The organism is Serratia nevei (assembly GCF_024160145.1).
GTDB classification, from domain to species: Bacteria; Pseudomonadota; Gammaproteobacteria; order Enterobacterales; family Enterobacteriaceae; genus Serratia; species Serratia nevei_A.
Genome location: NZ_JAMYWQ010000014.1, coordinates 14,057 through 31,521, shown reverse-complemented (window position 1 = coordinate 31,521; position 17,465 = coordinate 14,057). Strand labels below are relative to the sequence as shown.

Here is a 17,465-nt window from a genome sequence, read left to right as displayed (position 1 = left end):
GATGATTACCTCAGACGATAAGCTGTTGCCACTGGGGATAAATACGTTCAGGCACAAACCGTTGCGCCTTTTCCAACGCGTGATGGGAGAAGCGGCGGCGCAGCTCGCCGTCGCCGATCAGCGCCAACACGCGCTGGCTGAAGGTGTCGACGTCGCCGTCGGCCACCAGATAACCGTTCTCGCGATCGTCGATGAGCTCCGCCGGGCCGGTCAGGCAATCGAACGCCACCAAAGGCAGGCCGAAGCTCATGGCTTCGATCAGCACCATCGGCAGCCCTTCGTAGCGTGAGGTCATCAGCAGCATGCTCGCCTGGCGGTAGTGCCCGGCGATATCGGCGGTGGCCGGCAACAACAGCACCCGATCGCCCAGCCCGTAATCGGCGATTTGCCGTTGCAACGCCGCCTGATCCGGGCCGTCGCCGACGATGTGCAACTGCCAGTCCGGCGCCTGCTGCGCCACCTGGTGCCAGGCGGCGATCAGCCGATCGAACCCTTTCTGGTAACACAGCCGGCCAACGGCCAAGGCCACCGGCCGCTGCTGTTCCGGGTGTGGCACCCGCAGCGGAAACGGCGAGACGTTCTCGATCACCCGGCACTTGCTGGCCGGCACCCAGCGGCCGATATTCGCCCGATCTTTCTGCGTCAGCAGTACCGTGCGATCGCCCAGCCGATAGATCAGCACCTTCAGCCACTTCATCGGCCACGGATACTGGTGGAAACTGACATGCTCACTCAGCACCAACCTGCTGCCGGAGCACAGCAGCCGCAGGTAAGGCACCATGATCACCGACAGCTTGCCCATCGACACGGTGATGATGGCGTCATAACGGCCGTGCCGTAAGAACAGCGCCAGGCGCCACGGCCACAACAGCGTTCTGCCGCGCATAAAACGCAGCGTCACCGCCGGCTCCAGCGGGTAGAACGCTTGTTCGCCGCAGACCGACACCAGTTCGACCTGGTGGTTGAAGCGAGTGGCCAGCGCATTGGCCAGGCTGCTCGCTACCCGCTCGGTACCGCCTTTGCCGCCGATGTTTTCAATTACAATTGCGATTTTCCGCGGTTGCATGTCACCTCCGTAATCCCTCGCGTGCCGTGCGCAGCAGTCGCCCTCCCAAGGGAAACAGCCCCAGCCTGGCCAGACAGTCGCCATACAGCTTGATCGCCTTGAATTTTCCGCTCAGGGTATGGCGCTCCATGCGCGATGAGTAATAGTTGAAAGCCTGCAGATCTTCGCTGTACAACGAAGCCAGCAGGTGTTTGCAGGCAAAGCCGCTGATATAGCGGCCGCTGGCCTGCAGATAGGTATCGATAAAGCGTTCGCTGGCATCGATGTTCAAGCGACAACGGTTCAAATCCTCGTCGCCGCAGCGGATGAACACCCCGCCGCCCTGATCGTGAACCACCCGGGCGCCCAGATTGGTGGCGTTAACCAAAAACCCCCAGTCCTGATAGCGCGCCAAAAACTCCGGAAATAGAAAGCGCCGGTCCTGTTTTTTGCGCACGCTGATGGTCGAGGTGCGAATATCACCCATCTCGATAAATAAAAAATCTTCGCCGGCCACGCCCTCCTGATAATTAAACACATAGCTGCGCACGGTCTTGTCGTTAACCGTGGTGTAATTGCCGAACACGATATCGATCCGCGTGTCTTCATGCCGTCTCAAGCGCCGGATAATATAATTGGTGCCAAACATATCCTCCGGCTCAAGAAAAAAAACCACTTCGGAACGCGCCAGACGAAAACCGATATTGCAGGCGACGGCAATATTGCCGCGCACCCGGCTTTCATGCAGCCTGGCACGATGATTCGCCGCCAGCAATCCGTGTATTTTTTCCGACTCTCCGGCTTCCGATGAATAATCAACCACAATGATTTCATAATCAAAACCGGCGCAATAATGGGTCATGCGCGCCAGCGTGGCGGCGAGGTGGTTTGAATTATTGAAAGCGGGAATAACAATTGATAAGTCCATTTAATACCTCAAAAGCTATTATCAACTGGCGAGTACAGTCTTATGCCAGAGAAAAATTTTGTTATCGCAGCATATCCCTGCCCGGTTATCCCCCCGCCTCGGGTCGAGTACGCGCAGCCAACGGCCTGTTTCAGCTACGTATGGAAATACCCTCCCCATTCCTGTTCGATCGTTTCTGGCATCAGCCGTTGTAATCCGGCTCCCGGGGTGAATGTCAGCTCGCCGAAATAAATGCGATCCTGCACCTGATAAAAGTCGACGCGTACATATGAAAATTGTTCCGCCACCTGGCGCGCCAGCCGCAGCATGTCCGCAAGCCGCGTCGGGCAAGACATCGGCACGTCGCTGTTCGGCACGCCCATGCGGATCTCGGTACGGTTCCAGTCGGCATCAAAGAAATCGCGGCGGTGATCGATAAAGCGCTGATAGTCGATCTGAATAAAGAAGCGCACCTCACCTTCAAGATTGAAACAGTGGATCTTGATATCGTTCGGTATTTGCCCTTCGTCGATCAGCATTCTTTCCACCATGATGCAGGGCGGAATATCTTTATAATGACGCTCGCGATAAACCTGATAAAAGCTTTGTCGCAGCCAGCTGTTGGTCAACACCCGCAGTTCGTTGAAACTGGTTTGGTTTTTATCAAACACCAATTTGTTATAGCCGCTGCCATGATTGGCCTTAATGACAAAGGCCTCAGGCAACTGCTGATAAATCTCTTCCGTAAATTCTTTGCCGTGTGCATACAGGTCGATCAGATACTCTTTACCCCATAGCCGTTCAATATACTCTCTTACCCGATATTTATCGGACAGCTGCGTATATATCGCCAGTGGATACACTTTCCTGCGCATCAGTTTTTCGCTGTACCCCACCGGATGAGCCAGGTGCGGCACCTTGCGAAAAAACATCGCGTATTTTAACTGATGATATAATGCATCGGGCATACGCCGGTATAACCCTTTCACCAGATTATTTAACATAGATTTCTCGTACCTTTCCTATTAATTGCGGAAAACACCGATAGCAAGTCAGCTGCAAACGCGTAATCTTTCCTCGTCTGAAAAAGCTGTTGAGCACAAAGAATGAAATAAACTCCGTGCTCAGCGTCGAGATCGCCGCCCCCATGATTCCGTAGCGCGGGATCAGGACGACATTCATCGCCACATTGGCCAATGCCGCCAGCGGCATTTTGATGGCGATGAACCGGTAGCCGCTGAACAACACGATGGCGCGATAAGACACCGTGCCCATCACCGAGAACAGCGACGTCACCGAACACAGCGCCAGAATGCTCGCCGTTTGCCGGTAATGCTCCCCGAACATCAGCGTCACGATCGGCTGCGGGAACAGCGACAGCAGCGCGATCACCGGCGCGGAGAGCACCAGCACCACCAGATACAGCTGGCGAATGCGTTCCTCTTGTTCCTCCTCTGAGCCGGCGTTGGCTACGCTCGGCATCATCGACATGATCAGCGCAATAGGCACGAATACCCACCCCTGGCTCAACGTAATGGCGGCGCTGTATAGCCCGACGCTGCGCTCCCCCAAATAATTGCCGAGCATGATCTGATCGATGCGCGTGTAGATAACGATCGACAAGCTGGAGATGGCCAGCGGCAACCCGACGCTGAACAGGTAACGGCCATAGCGCCGTTTGTGCCGGCCGTTGATGGCCGGCATCTGCACCCGCTCGCGGCGGAACAGCACCCAGCGCACCGCATAGGGCAGCAGGCTGCTCAGTACGTAGGGCAACGCGAACCATTCCAGCGGCAATTGCGCATACACCAGGCCGAGCCGCATCACGATCGACAGCAGCAGCGCGACGTTGTTGATCAGCGTATTCAGCTTCGACTTCAGCAGCGCGTCGTAATAGATTTTGTAGACGTCCTGCACGGAGAAATAGGCGCTGATCAACATCAACAGCATCATGATTTGGCTGGTGCGATCCTGCGTCAGCAGCGTCCAGGCCATCAGCGGCAGCGCGATCAGCGCAAACAGCTGACGGCGGATGCGCATCGAGGCCAGCATCAGCCGCATACCGCTGCGGCGTCGTTTGGCGACGCGGTTGAACAACACCGCGTCTGCCCCCAGCTGCACCAGCGGCACGGCGATGGCAATCACCGACAGCAGGTAGTTGATCAAACCGTATTGCGCCGGCCCCAGATAGCGCGCGACATACACCGAAACGAAGATCCCCGACAAACTCAGCGACACTCGCTCCAGCATTAACCACAAAGAGTTCATCAGCATCGCTTTCATCCGTTTACGGCACCTTTTCCTGGTGGCTCGGATAGGCGAACGCGTAGTAGCCCGCATCGGCGGCGGATTTCTTCACCATGCCGTTGAGGATCACGCCTTTGATCGCCACGCCATTCTGTTCGAAACGGCGCATGCTGGTTTCGATCTGCTTGACGGTATTCACCTCAAAGCGCACCACCAGCAGCGAGGTGCCGACGTGATTGCCGACGATCGCCGCGTCCGTCACCGCCAGGATCGGCGGCGTATCGATCAACACCAGATCGTAGTTTTGTCCGGCCCAACGCAGGAAATCGGCAAAACGGCGATGCATCAGCAGCTCGGACGGGTTCGGCGGCACCTGGCCGCGCGGCACGAAGTCCAGATTGGCAATGCCGGTTTTCCGCACTGCGTCTTCCGCCATCACATTGCCCACCAGCATGTCAGACAGGCCGTTGTGTCCATCATCCGCCAACCAGCGATGCAAAAACCCTTTGCGCATATCCGCGTCGATCAGCAACACCCGTTGCCCGGCCTGCGCCACCACTACCGCCAGGTTGGTGCTGGTAAAGCTCTTGCCGCTTTCCGGGCTGGCGCCAGAGACCATCAGGATGTTGTTTTTGGCCTCCAGCATGGCGAAATGCAGACTGGTACGCAGGCTGCGGATCGCTTCCACCGACAGATCCGCCGGTTCGGCCACCGCCAGGATCGGCAGGCGCCGGCCGCCGGATTTAGGCAGCAGCAGGCGCTGCTCGCGGTTGCGCTTCACCTGCCACGGCGACAGCGGCACGGTGGCATAGACGTTGATGCCCCGCTTCTCCAGGGCATCAACGTCATTGATCCCACGATGGAAGGCCGCGCGCAGCAACACCACCGCGGCGGCCCCGCCGCCCCCCAGCAACAGCGCCAACAGCACGATCAGCATCTTTTGCGGTTGAATCGGCCGCAGGGCGGTTTCCGCTTCGTCGATGATGCGGACGTTGCCCACCGTACCGGCCTTGCTGATGCTCAGCTCCTGCTGTTTGTTCATCAGCTGCATGTACACCTGCTGATCCACCTGCACGTCGCGGGTGAGACGCAGGATCTCCTGTTGCATTTTCGGCAGCGTCTGTACCTGTTTAGCCAACCGCGCCTTTTCCGCTTCCAGCGTGGCGCGCTTTTCCAGCAGCGCCCGGTAAGCCGGGTGCGCGCGGGTATAGAGCTTGGAGATCTCCGCTTCCTTGAAGGTCAGCTCGTTGAGCTGGGCTTCGAGCTGCACCTGCGTGTCCAGCACCGATTTGGCTTCCAGCGACAGATCCACCGAGTCGTTCTGTTGGCGGAACTGGTTGAGCTGGGTTTCGGCATTGTTCAACGCGGTTTGCGTTTGCGGCAGCTGTTCTTTGAGGAACGCCAGCATCCGCTGCGCCTCTTCCGTTTTGCGATCCACATTCTGCTGCAGGTAGTTGTCGGTGATGTTTTTCAGCATCGCCTCGGCGCGCTGCGGATCTTCGCTCGGCAGCGTAAAGGTCATGATGCCGCTGTCCTTGCCGCCCGGCACCACATCGAGGTATTTGCCCAGATCGTCCACCGCCTTTTGGCGTGCGACTTTGACCACGGTAAAGCGGGTGCCCGGCGCTGCGTCCAGCGCCGAGACGGTCATGTTCCACCCGCCCTGCGCCACCGGCTGCCCGACCACGCCGCTGAACAGTTTGTCGCCGTCATGGCTCAGTTCGTAGTGCTGCCCGTCGCGCACCGTCAGCGTCAGCGCTTCGCCCTGCACTTCCGGCGGCGTCGTCAACGCCGCGATGTCCAGGATCGGCGGCTTTTGACCGCTCAGCCGGGCAAACCCTTTGCCGAACACCGGGAAATAGTCCGGGCTGACGCGCACCGTCAGGCCAAGGGCATCCACCGTTTTCCCGAGCACGTAGCGCGACTTGGCCAGCGTCACCTCATCCTGCGTCGCCGAGCTTTGCCCCATCGAACTGTCCAGCGTTTCACGCAGCAGCGAATCGCCGGACAGCTGCTTCTCCACCTGCACCACTGCGGTGGCCTGGTACACCGGGGTGGCCAACAGCGCGTAGGCCACGCCCAGCACGCCGGCCAAACCGGTCACGACGGCGATCCGCCAACGGTTATCCCACAGCGGCCCTACCAGACGTTCCCACTCCAGCTTTTCATCCTGATCGGCCACCACCACGGACAGCGCATTGTTTTTCATCTTCTGTTCCTTATTCACCCAGCGGAGTTACCAGTTGCGAATGCGCAAGGTAGCCTCGCTGAGATCGTTAAAGCTGCTGATGGTCGGCACCAGCTGGCTGATCAAACGGTTCCAGCGTGCGACCGGCGCCGCAGTGACGTACACGACATCGTAAGGTTGCAGCTGAAATTCGGCGCCCATCGCCAGCGCGCTGGCGTCGGAGAGATCGAACTGATACAGCGTCGCCAACCGCTGCGGCGCTTTACCGCCGCTCGGCCGGATCACAAACACGCCGGTCGCGTCCGCCACCGTCTGACTGATCCCTTCGGAAGAGCCGAGGGCTTCGGCCAGGGTCATGCCGCTGCGATCCATTTTCAATGTCGCCTGCTTGCCCACCTCACCCATCACGAACACTTTCAATTCGTCGTTGCGCGGTACGTAGAGGATGTCCCCCGGCTGCAACAGCGCGTTCTGGCTGATGTCGCCGCGCTGCATCAACGCCTGCAGCGAGATTGCCCGCTCCTTGCCCTGATGGGTCAGCACCACGTTGCGCCAGTCGGCGTTGTCCGTCAGCCCCCCGGCGGCATTGATCGCATCCAGAATGGTCAACGGCACGTTGGTGATCGCCTGTTGGCCGGAAGTTTTCACCTCGCCGGTCACGTAAGCCTTCTGCGAGCGGAAAGCGGCAATGCTGACGTCCACCTGCGGGCTTTCCACATACTGCGCCAGACGGCCGGCGATCAGACTGCGCACTTCGGTGACGGTCTTGCCCACCACCGCCACACGCCCGATATAGGGATAAAAGATCGTGCCATCCGCATGCACCCAGTTGCCGGTATCGCTGGCGCTGCGATACTGCCCGGCCGGCGTGGTCAACTCGGGGTGATCCCAGACGGTGACGTTCAACACGTCGCCAACGCCGATGCGGTATTGATAGCTCTGCAGGCGCTGGTCCAGCGCCGGGTTAGGCCGCGCGCTCGGCTCTACGGGCCGCATCTTCTGCAGCAGCATCGGCGTCATACGATAGACCTGCACCTGGTTGTTCAAATCGAAATCGTCATCCTGCTGCACGACGATGGCCTTTCCGCTGGTAGGCAAATGCGAGCCGGGGACCACCGTACAACCGCTCAACAACGCAGAGGTGAAGACCAACGGCATCAAAGGGGACAAAGAAAAATTCATGGAAGTACCGTGATAGACGGGCTGCCGCGGCAGCCCATGAGAAGATTAACGGCCAATGCTCGGGTTATCGCTGAGCACCGTTGCCTGGCGAGGTTCACGCAGCATGGCGAAATAGCCGCAAAAACAGAGCAGAAACGCCACCAGCATCAGGCTCTCCTGCAGCTTCAACACTTCGCTGCAAATACCGATGCAGGCCAGCGTCACCGCCAACATGGTGCTCATCGCCAGCGCCTGGCGCGCATTGAGCCCGCGACGCATCAGGATGTGGTGCAAATGGTCGCGCCCCGCCTTGAACGGGCTTTGGCGCCGCAACAGGCGGCGCACCATCACGGTCACCATATCCATCAGCGGAATGGCGATCAGCCACAGCGCGGTCACCGGGCGCATCACCGCCTGCGGCCCCTGGGTGGCCAGCAGCACCAGCCACAGCACGCTAAACCCGATCACCATGCTGCCGGCGTCGCCCATAAAAATCTTGTTGCGGGCGCCGAACAGGCTCAGGTTGAACAACAGGTAGGCGCCCAAGGCAACGATCAGGCCCAGGCACCACAGCGCCAGGTCTTCCCGGCCGCCCAGTCCGAACACGATGGCCAACGCGACAAAGGTGACGCAGGACAAGGCCCCCAGCTGTCCGTCGATGCCATCCACCATGTTGTAGGCGTTGATCGCGCCCCACACCGCCAGCGGCGTGAGCAACAGCGCGCCATCGCCGAGCATCACTTCCTGATGCCCCCAGACAGACCCCAGTGAGGAAAGTTGCATCCCTGCCGCCAGCATCATCGCCAGCGCGATCCCTCCCTGCACCATGACGCGCGGCGTCACGGGCAGATCAAAACGGTCATCCAGCACGCCCAACACCACCAACGCCGTGACGCACAGCAGATAGATCGGGCCGTCGGGCAACCAGGCGGGTTGCCACAGCGTCATCAGCACCAGCGTCAGGTAAACCGCGATGCCGCCGACCAGCGGAATATGCCCCTGATGTTGTTTGCGCGCATTGGGTTTATCCACCAACCCCACCGCTAATGCGGCCCGGCGGGCAATAAAAACCAGCGCTACCGCCAGCACAAATATCACGCTCAGTTGATATAACATCGTTCCTCCAGCGAATAAGCACGCTACCGCCCTTGAGTTACAGCTCCCAATGCGCTATTAACAAAAAATGATCCTGCCAGGATATAATTCAGCATTCGCTAATCCTGAGAAATACAGATTTATCCGCTTGTCAGCGGGCATTCCCAAAATAACGTCAGCGTGCGGTTAAGTTATCTATCAGAAAACTCATGCTTAATGGTTCTTTCGATCGCCAAATCAAGTTCGACCGGCGCCACGAAATTATTCTGCACATTGCTTTTAAATTGCGTTTTGGCGCAAAATTTCTGCACTCTGACGCGACTGATAGGGAATTTTTTCCGACTTATTTTGCTCACCACATCCAATGCGGTTGCGCCGCATATTCCCAATGCATAAGGAATGCGAATCGTCTTATTTTCTCTGCCTAAAGAAGAAGAAATAACGTCGACCAGCTGATTCATGGTGAAGTCCGGTTTATCGACGTAATTGCTGACCTGGTAACTTGCTTGCTGATCCAGCGCATGTTCCAGCCGTGCGGCAATATTTTCGACGTAGGCCATCGATTTCATGTTATTGCCGCTGCCGATCATCACGAAACGGCCGCTGGCGATCTGGCGGAACAGGTTATACACATTGCCGCGATTGCCTTCGCCGAATACCACCGTCGGGCGAATGATGGTCAATTTGTTTTCGCCATCGGCCTTGCGCCACGCCTCATAAACGTATTCCGCTTCGAGCTTGGATTTGCCGTAATGGTTGAAAGGTTCGAAACGCCCCTCTTCGCCGGTTTCCTGTTTGACGAAACCATAAACGGCGACCGAGGAGGTGAAAATGATTTGGCGGATATTCAAGGCTGAAGCGGTCATGCAAACGTGACGAGCGCCTTCAACATTGACCTGATAATAGAGTGAGATGGGATCAACATTGTCTTGATGTTCCGCCGCCAGGTTAATGATGGCGTCGCAGCCCGTCAGCGGCTGCTGCAAAGTTTGAGGCCGAGTCACATCGCCATATTGATAGAGCGCCGGAAAATGTGCGCTGGGCTGCTTGTCAACGATGACCAACGTCAGATCGTCACGCACACTGAGACGTTTCGCCAGACGTGTTCCGATAAAACCGGAACCCCCGATAATAGCTACTTTACGCTTATCCATAATTTGTCACTCAGCAGGTTCTCATTATTCCTGTCACACTGTTGAGACAGGGCGCTAATACGCGTTAGGTAATGAGACCCAGACTGGACAAATCGAACCCGGCTTTCAAATAACAAATAATGAAATAAAATATTTCATCGAATGTAAAATTATCACTACAGATAAAACCTCATTTCGCGCTAATTTTTAACATCGTAAGCAACTTGATATTGCAAGGTTTTATTCGGCAATATGAGATTAATCCGACCTTTAGCCGGGGTGGAAGAAACCTCATATTTTACCGGCAACTTCAGCTGGCCTTGTTTGGGATCGACACATTCTATTGTCGCCAGCTCCATGTTTTCGCCCTGGTACAGGCAGAGCAGCGTTTGCGGGCTATTGGAATGCGGATTATTCAGCGTCAGCGTCAGCACGACGCGCGTGTTGTTCTGAATATCGTTGATCACCGGCGGACGGGTTTGGTTGCCCAGTACATATGAAAAATGTGAAATAACCAGTAAAGACGCGAATACCGTCAGGTATTTGACCACGCGACTGGCAGGCATGCTGAAAAACCGGCGTACCATCGCCAGTTTCTTTTCGCGCACCGCTTCTTTGGACGACTCCACTGCTGTGGCCGGCGCAGAGACCATCGTCGAGCGCGGCTTAACTATTTTAACGTCATTTGACTCAGGCAATTCGCTTTCATTTTCAGAAAGTTCCGCTTGAATATCAACATCAACATCATCACTCCCATTTAATATATCATCACCGGCATAGTCTTCATCTTCGGATATAAAGTGAAAAATTGCTTGATTTTCCACCTTATAACCTAAACGGGGAATGGTTCTGATCAGCGTGTGTTCCGTATCGCTAATTTTCTGGCGAATAGATTTAATTGTTTGATTTATCGTGGAATCTGAACAATAAGTTCCTTTCCATATATTTTCTATAATTTCCGTTCGAGTAACCAGTTCGGGGGACCTGGCGACAAGCAGCGAAAGAATTTGATACTCTTTCCAACGCAGACGGAATTTCTCCCCGGCAGGAGTCAGAACATCGAGATTCCTAATCTTTATTCTTTTATCAAGATTCACTTTTAATTTCCTTAGCGTGCCTGTCCTGCACACTTTGTATAGAAATATCAAAAAATGTTCAAGAAATTAAATGTAAACTCAACAGGTTGCATTCATCGGATATTGGCTTTTATAAAAATTTTCTGATTTCATTTTTTACATTAAGCCTTATTAAGGATGTTCCGTTTATCCAAACGCGTCTTTTTCCCTGTTGGTAACATGGATTTCTTTCATCGCTACCGTAAAAGTCAAACCACCACCCCTTTGATTTAAAAAGAAAAAAATAACAGCACCGTCGGGTTGTTAATCACATAAAATTGTGAAATTTCATTCTGTGTCGTAAATTCACCCTGTTTTTCACGCTAATCTGATGGTCAGATAGACTACAAAAAGCCGGAAAAAACAGAATGAGAGTTGTCTGATTTAACTCCGGCTATCATTCCACTCAACGGGCAGAGCATCTAAGACAAACCCCTATTGCTGATTTTATAACAAGCACGCCAATTATGCCGCCCTTCGCCAAAAATTTCATTTAACCGAAAGGCAAGACATTAATCTTTTAATGGTAAAAATACGCATAACAAAACGAAAAAACCGTGCAAATAATATAATCCCTTTACACGAAAGCATTCATACATTGAGAGATATGGCTATAAAAAAAGAAAAAAACGGCAAATGAGGGTGAGAATTTTACCTAAAGACAGAAAATTTCACTGAGGGGGCGGGAAAAGATAACTCGGAATGTGCGAAATATCCCTCCCCGGTCGGGGAGGGATAGAGAAAACCGTCTGACGCTCAGGCTTTTTTCTTGCGGCCGTACACCACCCAGGTGATAGCTACACACAGGATATAAAATGCCAGAAACACTTTCATCGCCCCCGCCGGTGAACCGGTCAGCGCCAGCGAGGTGCCGAACGCCTGCGGAATAAAGAAGCCGCCGGCGGCGCCAATCGCCGAGATGAAGCCCAATGCGGCGGCGGAGTCCGTCACCGCCTCACGCTGCGCGCTCTCGTCGCTGCCGCCGGCCGCTTTGACGCGATCGACGGTGATTTTACGGAAAATGACGGCAATCATTTGGAACGTCGAGCCGCTGCCCAGGCCGGCGGTGAGGAACAGCACCATAAAAATGCCGTAGAAGGCGATGAACGAGCCGCCCTCACCCGCCGCCGGCAAGGTCAGGAACAGCAGCGCGGCGAAAACGGCCATCACCACAAAGTTGATCAACGTCACCCGCACGCCGCCGAAACGGTCAGACAACGCGCCGCCAACCGGGCGCGCCAGCGCCCCGAGGAATGGCCCGAAGAACGCGTAATGCAGGATCACCACGTCCGGGAATTGCGTCTTCGACAGCATGGCGAAACCGGCGGAGAAGCCGATGAAAGAGCCGAAGGTTGCGAGGTACAGCAGGCTCAGCATCCACAGATGTCCGCGCTTGAGCACCGGCAGTTGTTGACGCAGCGATGCCTTGGCCGCCGCCAGATCGTTCATGCCGAACCAGGCCGCCAGGGTGGCGACCAGCAGGAACGGCACCCAGATCCAGGCGGCGTTTTCCAGCCACAGCGGGCCCCCCGCCGCCTGATTTTGCGCCGCGCCGCCAAACAGGCCGAACAGGCTGACAGAGATCGCCAACGGCGCGACCAGTTGCATCACGCTGACGCCCAGATTGCCCAGCCCGCCGTTAAGCCCCAACGCCCCGCCCTGACGCGCTTTGGGGAAGAAGAAACTGATGTTGGCCATGCTGGAAGCGAAATTGGCGCCGGCGAAACCGCACAGCAGGGAAATGACGACGAACACGCTGAACGGCGTGTTGCTGTCCTGCACCGCGAACCCCAGCCACAGGCACGGCACCAGCAGGAAGCAGGTGCTGATGGCAGTCCAGCGGCGTCCGCCGAACAGCGGGATCACGAATGAGTACGGCACGCGCAGAATGGCACCCGACACCGATGGCAGCGCCGTCAGCAGGAACAGCTGGTCGGTGGTAAAGTTGAAGCCGACCTTGTTCAGGTTGACCGCAACGGCGCTGAACAGCATCCAGACGCAGAAGGCCAACAGCAGGCAGGGAATAGAAATCCACAGGTTGCGGGTAGCGATGCGCTGGCCACGCTGCTGCCAAAAAGCGCTGTCCTCAGGACGCCAGTCCTGAATCAGCGCGCCGGTTTTCTTTGATGAAGGCGTTGCAAGTTGCGACATAAAAACCTCAGACACGGGGGATCATTCCGCACACCCTAGGGGGCGGCCCCGGCGGCAAAGTTGATGTATATCAACCCGAATGCAACTAGTTGGCGGCGCAACCTGCGCCCTCATCCCCTTAGAGGTACGCCCCATTGAAAAATTAAAGCAATTAAAATCAATGTACTAATAAGAGCCTTTTCGCTATTTTCACCGCCCCGCCATTCCGTCGGAAACTAATGGGTACTTCATTCGAGGTATGGGGTTGTGCTCAGGGATAATCAAAAATACGGCTGAATCGTTACTTGTTTCTCACCGTCGCCGCCTTCTCCCTGAGCTTCAGCGGCGCCAAATGCCAGGAACCCACGCTTATGAAACGCCTGTTGGCCCCGCTTTCGATCGTGAATCAGGTCGCCCTGCTGATGTTGCTGTCGGGCATGCTGGGCGTGGCCGGCATGGGGATTTCCGCCTGGATGTCGCAAAGCATTCAGGGCAACGCACACGCCATCAACAAGGCCGGCTCGCTGCGTATGCAAAGCTACCGGCTGCTGGCGCAGGTGCCGCTGGATGAACGGCACGAAACCTTGATTCAGGAATTGGAACGCGACGAAAACAGCCCCGACCTGCAACGTTCGGTGGAGCAGGAGGGGTTGACGCACCCCTTCGACGCCCTGCGCGACTATTGGCAACAGACCCTGCAACCTCGTCTGCGCAGCGCGCAGCAGCCGGCCGATGCCGCGCCGCAGGTGGCGCACTTCGTGCAGTTGCTGGACAAGCTGGTGTCGGATATCGACAGGCAAACCGAGCGCCGCCTGCTGATGGTGACGCTGGTGCAGGCCGGCTTCATCGCGCTGACGCTGCTGCTGCTGTTCGGCACCACCTGCTACCTACGCCGGCGGTTGCTGCACCCCTGGCGGCAGCTGGTGGAGATGGCGCTGGCGGTGGGCCGCGGCGATTTTAGCCGCCGCTTTGCGCAACGCGGCCATCAGGACGAGATGGCCTCGCTCGGCGGCGCGTTGAACACCATGTCGGACGAACTGGCCGCCACCTACAGCGGCCTGGAGCAGCGCGTGGCCGAAAAGACCGCCGACCTGCAGCAGAAAAACCAGGTGTTGAGCTTTCTCTACCGCGCCAGCCGCCAGCTGCACGCCAGCGAGCCGCTGTGCAGCCGCCTGACGCCGCTGCTCAACCAGCTGCAAGCCCTGACGCCGCTGCGCGCCATTCAGGTGCGGCTGTATGAGAACGACAGCCGGGAGCCGTTGCTGCAGCTGAGCGGCAACCAACCGTTGCGGCCGGAGCATTGTCATAATCCGGTGTGCAGCGCCTGCCTGCATGAAAACGATCGCCAGCACCCCGACAATCCGTCGCTGAGCTGGAGCCTGAGCGACAAGCTCGGCGACTATGGCGTGATCGTGGCCCAGCATGCGCCGCAACAACCGCTGAACGATGAACACCGCCAGCTGATCAACACTCTGGTGGAGCAGCTGACCAGCGTACTGGCCATCGAGCGTCAGGTCGACCACCAGCAGCAGCTGATGCTGATGGAAGAACGGGCGGCGATCGCCCGCGAGCTGCACGACTCTATCGCCCAATCGCTCTCCTGCCTGAAAATGCAGATCGCCTGCCTGCAGATGCAGGGCGAAACGCTCTCCTCCGCCAGCCAGGCGCTGGTGCAGCAGATGCGCGAAGAGTTGAACGGCGCCTATCGCCAGCTGCGCGAGTTGCTGACCACCTTCCGCCTGCAGTTGACCGAACCGGGTCTGCTGGCGGCGCTGCAATCGACGGTGGCGGAGTTCAATCCCAAGCTGGGCCTGACCATCAGTCTCGATTATCAACTGGGGCCACGCACGGTGCCCGCCTATCAGGCCATTCACCTGCTGCAGATCGCCCGCGAGGCGCTCAGCAACATCCTCAAGCATGCCGCCGCCAGCCAGGTGAGTATTCGGGTCATCAATAAACGGGGCGAAGTGACCCTGAGCGTATGCGACAACGGACGCGGCCTGCCGGCCGAGACGTCACGCCCCGACCATTACGGCTTGATCATCATGCGCGATCGCGCCAAGAGCCTGCACGGCCGCTGCGACATTTTACCGCGCAGCGGCGGCGGCACCGAGGTGCGGGTCAGCTTCACGCCGGATAACCACGCCATCGACTAACGGAGACACCATGACGACAGAAACCGCCGCCACAATCTTACTGATCGACGACCACCCGATGCTGCGCAACGGCGTAAAACAGCTGATCGGCATGGACGCTCGCCTGCAGGTCATCGCCGAGGCCGGCAACGGCGAGCAAGGGGTGGTGCTGGCGGAGCAGCACGACCCGGATCTGATCCTGCTCGACCTGAACATGCCCGGTATCAACGGGCTGGAAACGCTGGATCGCCTGCGCCAGACCGACCTGTCGGGGCGCGTCGTGGTATTCAGCGTGTCCAACCATGAAGACGACGTCGTCAGCGCACTCAAGCGCGGCGCCGACGGTTACTTGTTGAAAGACATGGAGCCAGAGGATCTGCTGAAGGCGCTGCATCAGGCGGCCGCCGGGCAGATGGTGCTCAGCGAGACGCTGACGCCGATCCTCGCCGCCAGCCTGCGGGAAAACCGCCCCAGCGCCGATCGCGATATTCAGCAGTTGACGCCGCGCGAGCGGGATATCCTGAAGCTGATCGCCCAGGGGCTGCCGAACAAGCTGATCGCCCGCCGCCTGACCATCACCGAAAGCACCGTCAAGGTACACGTCAAACACCTGCTGAAGAAGATGAAGCTAAAATCCCGCGTCGAGGCAGCCGTGTGGGTGCTGCAGGGCAAAAACGGTTAATCGCCGCCGTACAGCGGCCCGGTTTGCGCCGGAATGGGTGGTGGCGTCAGGGTTTTGATCGGCGGCAGGCCCGCATCATCTTCGCTGGCCGCCGTCAGCGGCGGCGCCACTTTCAGCGCTATCCAGTTGGAGGTCACGCGCTGCTGCTTGTCGTCCTCCAGCGTGACCGACAGCCGGTAGCTGTTGGCGGCGCCCGGCGTGTCGTCCCACGGCGGCACGATCGCCGTCCAGCCCTGCGGATCGTTGACGTTGTGCGGCGGCGTCAGGCTCAGCGCCTGCGTATCCCCCTGCCAACTGACGTGAGCAATGCCGTTCAATGCCTTGATCTCCACCACCAGCGGCACGGTTTCTCCTGCCTGCAGGTTCCACGGCGGCGTGGCCAGGAACACCTGCAGCGTCTTGCGCTGACGGAACTCCAGCACCGGCACGTTCTTGCGTTCGATAGGATCGTAGCGGCTGCCGCGCAGTGACTTGGCCTGCGCCACATACTCCGGCGAAATCTGCTTCACCAGCGGCACCCCGAGCCGATAACTCAGCGCCAGCTCGACCTGATCCTGGCTCTGCCCGCCCGCGCCAATCTTATGCAGCGCCTTCATCGTCACCAGCGGTACCGGGGTGTAATTGATACCCAGCTGCATGGCGCGCGGATCGTTTTGCTTTTTGCCGCTGCCGAACAGACTGACATTGTCGCCCAGGTACTGCTCATAGCTGAGCGAACCGCCGATCTGGCGGTAAAACGGCAGGTAGCCCTGCGTCGTGATGTCGTAACCGCGTGCCGGGCGGCTGAAAAACCCCCCATCGCCGGGCTGCTGCGACAGCGCCGACAGCGGATAATAATAGTTGGTGGAGAAACGCAGGTAGTCTCCCCAGGCTTCCGCACCGATGCTGCCGCGATTGCGCTGCCGGGCGAAATCGCTGTCGAGCGCCGTGTTGTAACCCAGCAACCAGTCGCCGACGATCCAGCGCTGCCCCAGCGCAAAATTGCCCAGCGCCCCGGCGCTTTGCTGCTGCCAGCCGATCTGGCCGTAGGTCAGCAAGCCGTCGACGTCGTACAGCGGGCTGAATAATTGCCCGTTGCTGCCGGTAAAGTCACCCTCACCGGTCATCTTCAGCGAGAGCCGGGCAGTGCCCAGCGGCGACAACAGTTCCTGCGCCTGTTGCTGCAGCGTGTCGGCCGCCTGGCCCAGCAAATAATCCTCGGCGCGGCTGCGCATCTGCTGACGTGAAACGTTGTTCAGATCTTTCTCGCCGAGCTGTTTGGCCATCTCGGCCCACTGTTTTTCACGCGCGGCGTCGTCGGGCGCACCGCCCAGATCCGGCAAGTTCTCGGCCGGATCCGCGGCTTGCTGTTCGGAAGAAATAACGGCGTCCGGCGCCGGCGGGGATTCGGCGCACACGGGCACCATGCCGGCCAGCCACATCAACGGCCCGGCCAGCCAGGCCGCCTGGCGACGGCGCCAAAATCGTTTTTGGGTCTTGATAAATCCTGTCTGAATCACGTCTGTCATGACACCGTTGGCTTCTCTCCCTCCTGGATCGCGCCAACCCACTGCTTTGCTATCACCTTTCCCGCGACAGATCTGAAAAATCTTACGTCCCGGCCTGGCGGGGACGCCTCTCCCTTAAA

13 protein-coding genes are annotated in these 17,465 nt (G+C 57.8%); 2 read left to right on the top strand and 11 right to left on the bottom strand.

Annotated elements, in window-relative coordinates:
• Positions 1–10 precede the first annotated feature (10 nt).
• The 10 genes from M6G53_RS11820 to M6G53_RS11775 form a co-directional block, all read right to left on the bottom strand.
• Entirely contained in the window at positions 11–1,066 is a 1,056-nt protein-coding gene (locus tag M6G53_RS11820) for a glycosyltransferase family 4 protein (RefSeq protein ID WP_253331616.1), read from the bottom strand.
• Position 1,067: 1 nt separating this feature from the next.
• The gene (locus M6G53_RS11815) at positions 1,068–1,973 is read right to left on the bottom strand and encodes a glycosyltransferase family 2 protein (RefSeq protein WP_253331614.1); all 906 of its coding nucleotides are present in this window, start codon (positions 1,971–1,973) and stop codon (positions 1,068–1,070) included.
• 134 nt (positions 1,974–2,107) lie between these two features.
• Positions 2,108–2,956 (bottom strand): ATP-grasp fold amidoligase family protein, encoded by an 849-nt coding sequence (locus M6G53_RS11810; protein ID WP_253331612.1) that lies wholly within the window; start codon positions 2,954–2,956, stop codon positions 2,108–2,110.
• Complete coding sequence (locus tag M6G53_RS11805) at positions 2,946–4,235, bottom strand: flippase (RefSeq protein ID WP_253331610.1); 1,290 nt, start codon at positions 4,233–4,235, stop codon at positions 2,946–2,948. The genes M6G53_RS11810 and M6G53_RS11805 overlap by 11 nt, the downstream gene beginning before the upstream one ends.
• A gap of 4 nt (positions 4,236–4,239) precedes the next feature.
• A complete protein-coding gene (locus tag M6G53_RS11800) occupies positions 4,240–6,408 on the bottom strand; it encodes a polysaccharide biosynthesis tyrosine autokinase (protein ID WP_253331608.1) in 2,169 nt (722 codons plus the stop codon).
• Positions 6,409–6,435: 27 nt separating this feature from the next.
• The gene (locus tag M6G53_RS11795) at positions 6,436–7,569 is read right to left on the bottom strand and encodes a polysaccharide export protein (protein WP_253331604.1); all 1,134 of its coding nucleotides are present in this window, start codon (positions 7,567–7,569) and stop codon (positions 6,436–6,438) included.
• Positions 7,570–7,614: 45 nt separating this feature from the next.
• Positions 7,615–8,664 carry a UDP-N-acetylglucosamine--undecaprenyl-phosphate N-acetylglucosaminephosphotransferase gene (gene wecA, locus M6G53_RS11790; protein ID WP_253331602.1) on the bottom strand — a complete coding sequence of 350 codons (1,050 nt, stop codon included), beginning with the start codon at positions 8,662–8,664 and terminating at the stop codon, positions 7,615–7,617.
• Positions 8,665–8,834: 170 nt separating this feature from the next.
• On the bottom strand, positions 8,835–9,797 hold the full coding sequence (locus tag M6G53_RS11785) for an NAD-dependent epimerase/dehydratase family protein (protein ID WP_253331600.1): 963 nt from the start codon (positions 9,795–9,797) through the stop codon (positions 8,835–8,837).
• A gap of 179 nt (positions 9,798–9,976) precedes the next feature.
• Positions 9,977–10,873, bottom strand: a complete 897-nt coding sequence (locus M6G53_RS11780) for a transcriptional regulator (protein ID WP_253331598.1) — start codon at positions 10,871–10,873, stop codon at positions 9,977–9,979.
• A gap of 774 nt (positions 10,874–11,647) precedes the next feature.
• A complete protein-coding gene (locus M6G53_RS11775) occupies positions 11,648–13,042 on the bottom strand; it encodes a NarK family nitrate/nitrite MFS transporter (protein ID WP_253331589.1) in 1,395 nt (464 codons plus the stop codon).
• A gap of 350 nt (positions 13,043–13,392) precedes the next feature.
• On the opposite strand from M6G53_RS11775, the gene narX reads away from it, so the two are divergent.
• On the top strand, positions 13,393–15,177 hold the full coding sequence (narX, locus tag M6G53_RS11770; RefSeq protein WP_253331587.1) for a nitrate/nitrite two-component system sensor histidine kinase NarX: 1,785 nt from the start codon (positions 13,393–13,395) through the stop codon (positions 15,175–15,177).
• Between the two features lie 10 nt (positions 15,178–15,187).
• Positions 15,188–15,838, top strand: coding sequence for a two-component system response regulator NarL (narL, locus tag M6G53_RS11765; protein WP_253331579.1), 651 nt, complete (start codon positions 15,188–15,190; stop codon positions 15,836–15,838).
• On the opposite strand, the gene M6G53_RS11760 is transcribed toward narL, so the two are convergent.
• The gene (locus M6G53_RS11760) at positions 15,835–17,346 is read right to left on the bottom strand and encodes a YchO/YchP family invasin (protein WP_253331576.1); all 1,512 of its coding nucleotides are present in this window, start codon (positions 17,344–17,346) and stop codon (positions 15,835–15,837) included. The genes narL and M6G53_RS11760 overlap by 4 nt on opposite strands.
• Positions 17,347–17,465: the final 119 nt, after the last annotated feature.

Excerpts from the sequence above, each read along its gene's own strand:
- M6G53_RS11820 (WP_253331616.1), bottom strand. The coding sequence starts at position 1,066 with ATGCAACCGCGGAAAATCGCAATTGTAATTGAAAACATCGGCGGCAAA.
- M6G53_RS11815 (WP_253331614.1), bottom strand. The coding sequence starts at position 1,973 with ATGGACTTATCAATTGTTATTCCCGCTTTCAATAATTCAAACCACCTC.
- M6G53_RS11810 (WP_253331612.1), bottom strand. The coding sequence starts at position 2,956 with ATGTTAAATAATCTGGTGAAAGGGTTATACCGGCGTATGCCCGATGCA.
- M6G53_RS11805 (WP_253331610.1), bottom strand. The coding sequence starts at position 4,235 with ATGAAAGCGATGCTGATGAACTCTTTGTGGTTAATGCTGGAGCGAGTG.
- M6G53_RS11800 (WP_253331608.1), bottom strand. The coding sequence starts at position 6,408 with ATGAAAAACAATGCGCTGTCCGTGGTGGTGGCCGATCAGGATGAAAAG.
- M6G53_RS11795 (WP_253331604.1), bottom strand. The coding sequence starts at position 7,569 with ATGAATTTTTCTTTGTCCCCTTTGATGCCGTTGGTCTTCACCTCTGCG.
- wecA (WP_253331602.1), bottom strand. The coding sequence starts at position 8,664 with ATGTTATATCAACTGAGCGTGATATTTGTGCTGGCGGTAGCGCTGGTT.
- M6G53_RS11785 (WP_253331600.1), bottom strand. The coding sequence starts at position 9,797 with ATGGATAAGCGTAAAGTAGCTATTATCGGGGGTTCCGGTTTTATCGGA.
- M6G53_RS11775 (WP_253331589.1), bottom strand. The coding sequence starts at position 13,042 with ATGTCGCAACTTGCAACGCCTTCATCAAAGAAAACCGGCGCGCTGATT.
- narX (WP_253331587.1), top strand. The coding sequence starts at position 13,393 with ATGAAACGCCTGTTGGCCCCGCTTTCGATCGTGAATCAGGTCGCCCTG.
- narL (WP_253331579.1), top strand. The coding sequence starts at position 15,188 with ATGACGACAGAAACCGCCGCCACAATCTTACTGATCGACGACCACCCG.
- M6G53_RS11760 (WP_253331576.1), bottom strand. The coding sequence starts at position 17,346 with ATGACAGACGTGATTCAGACAGGATTTATCAAGACCCAAAAACGATTT.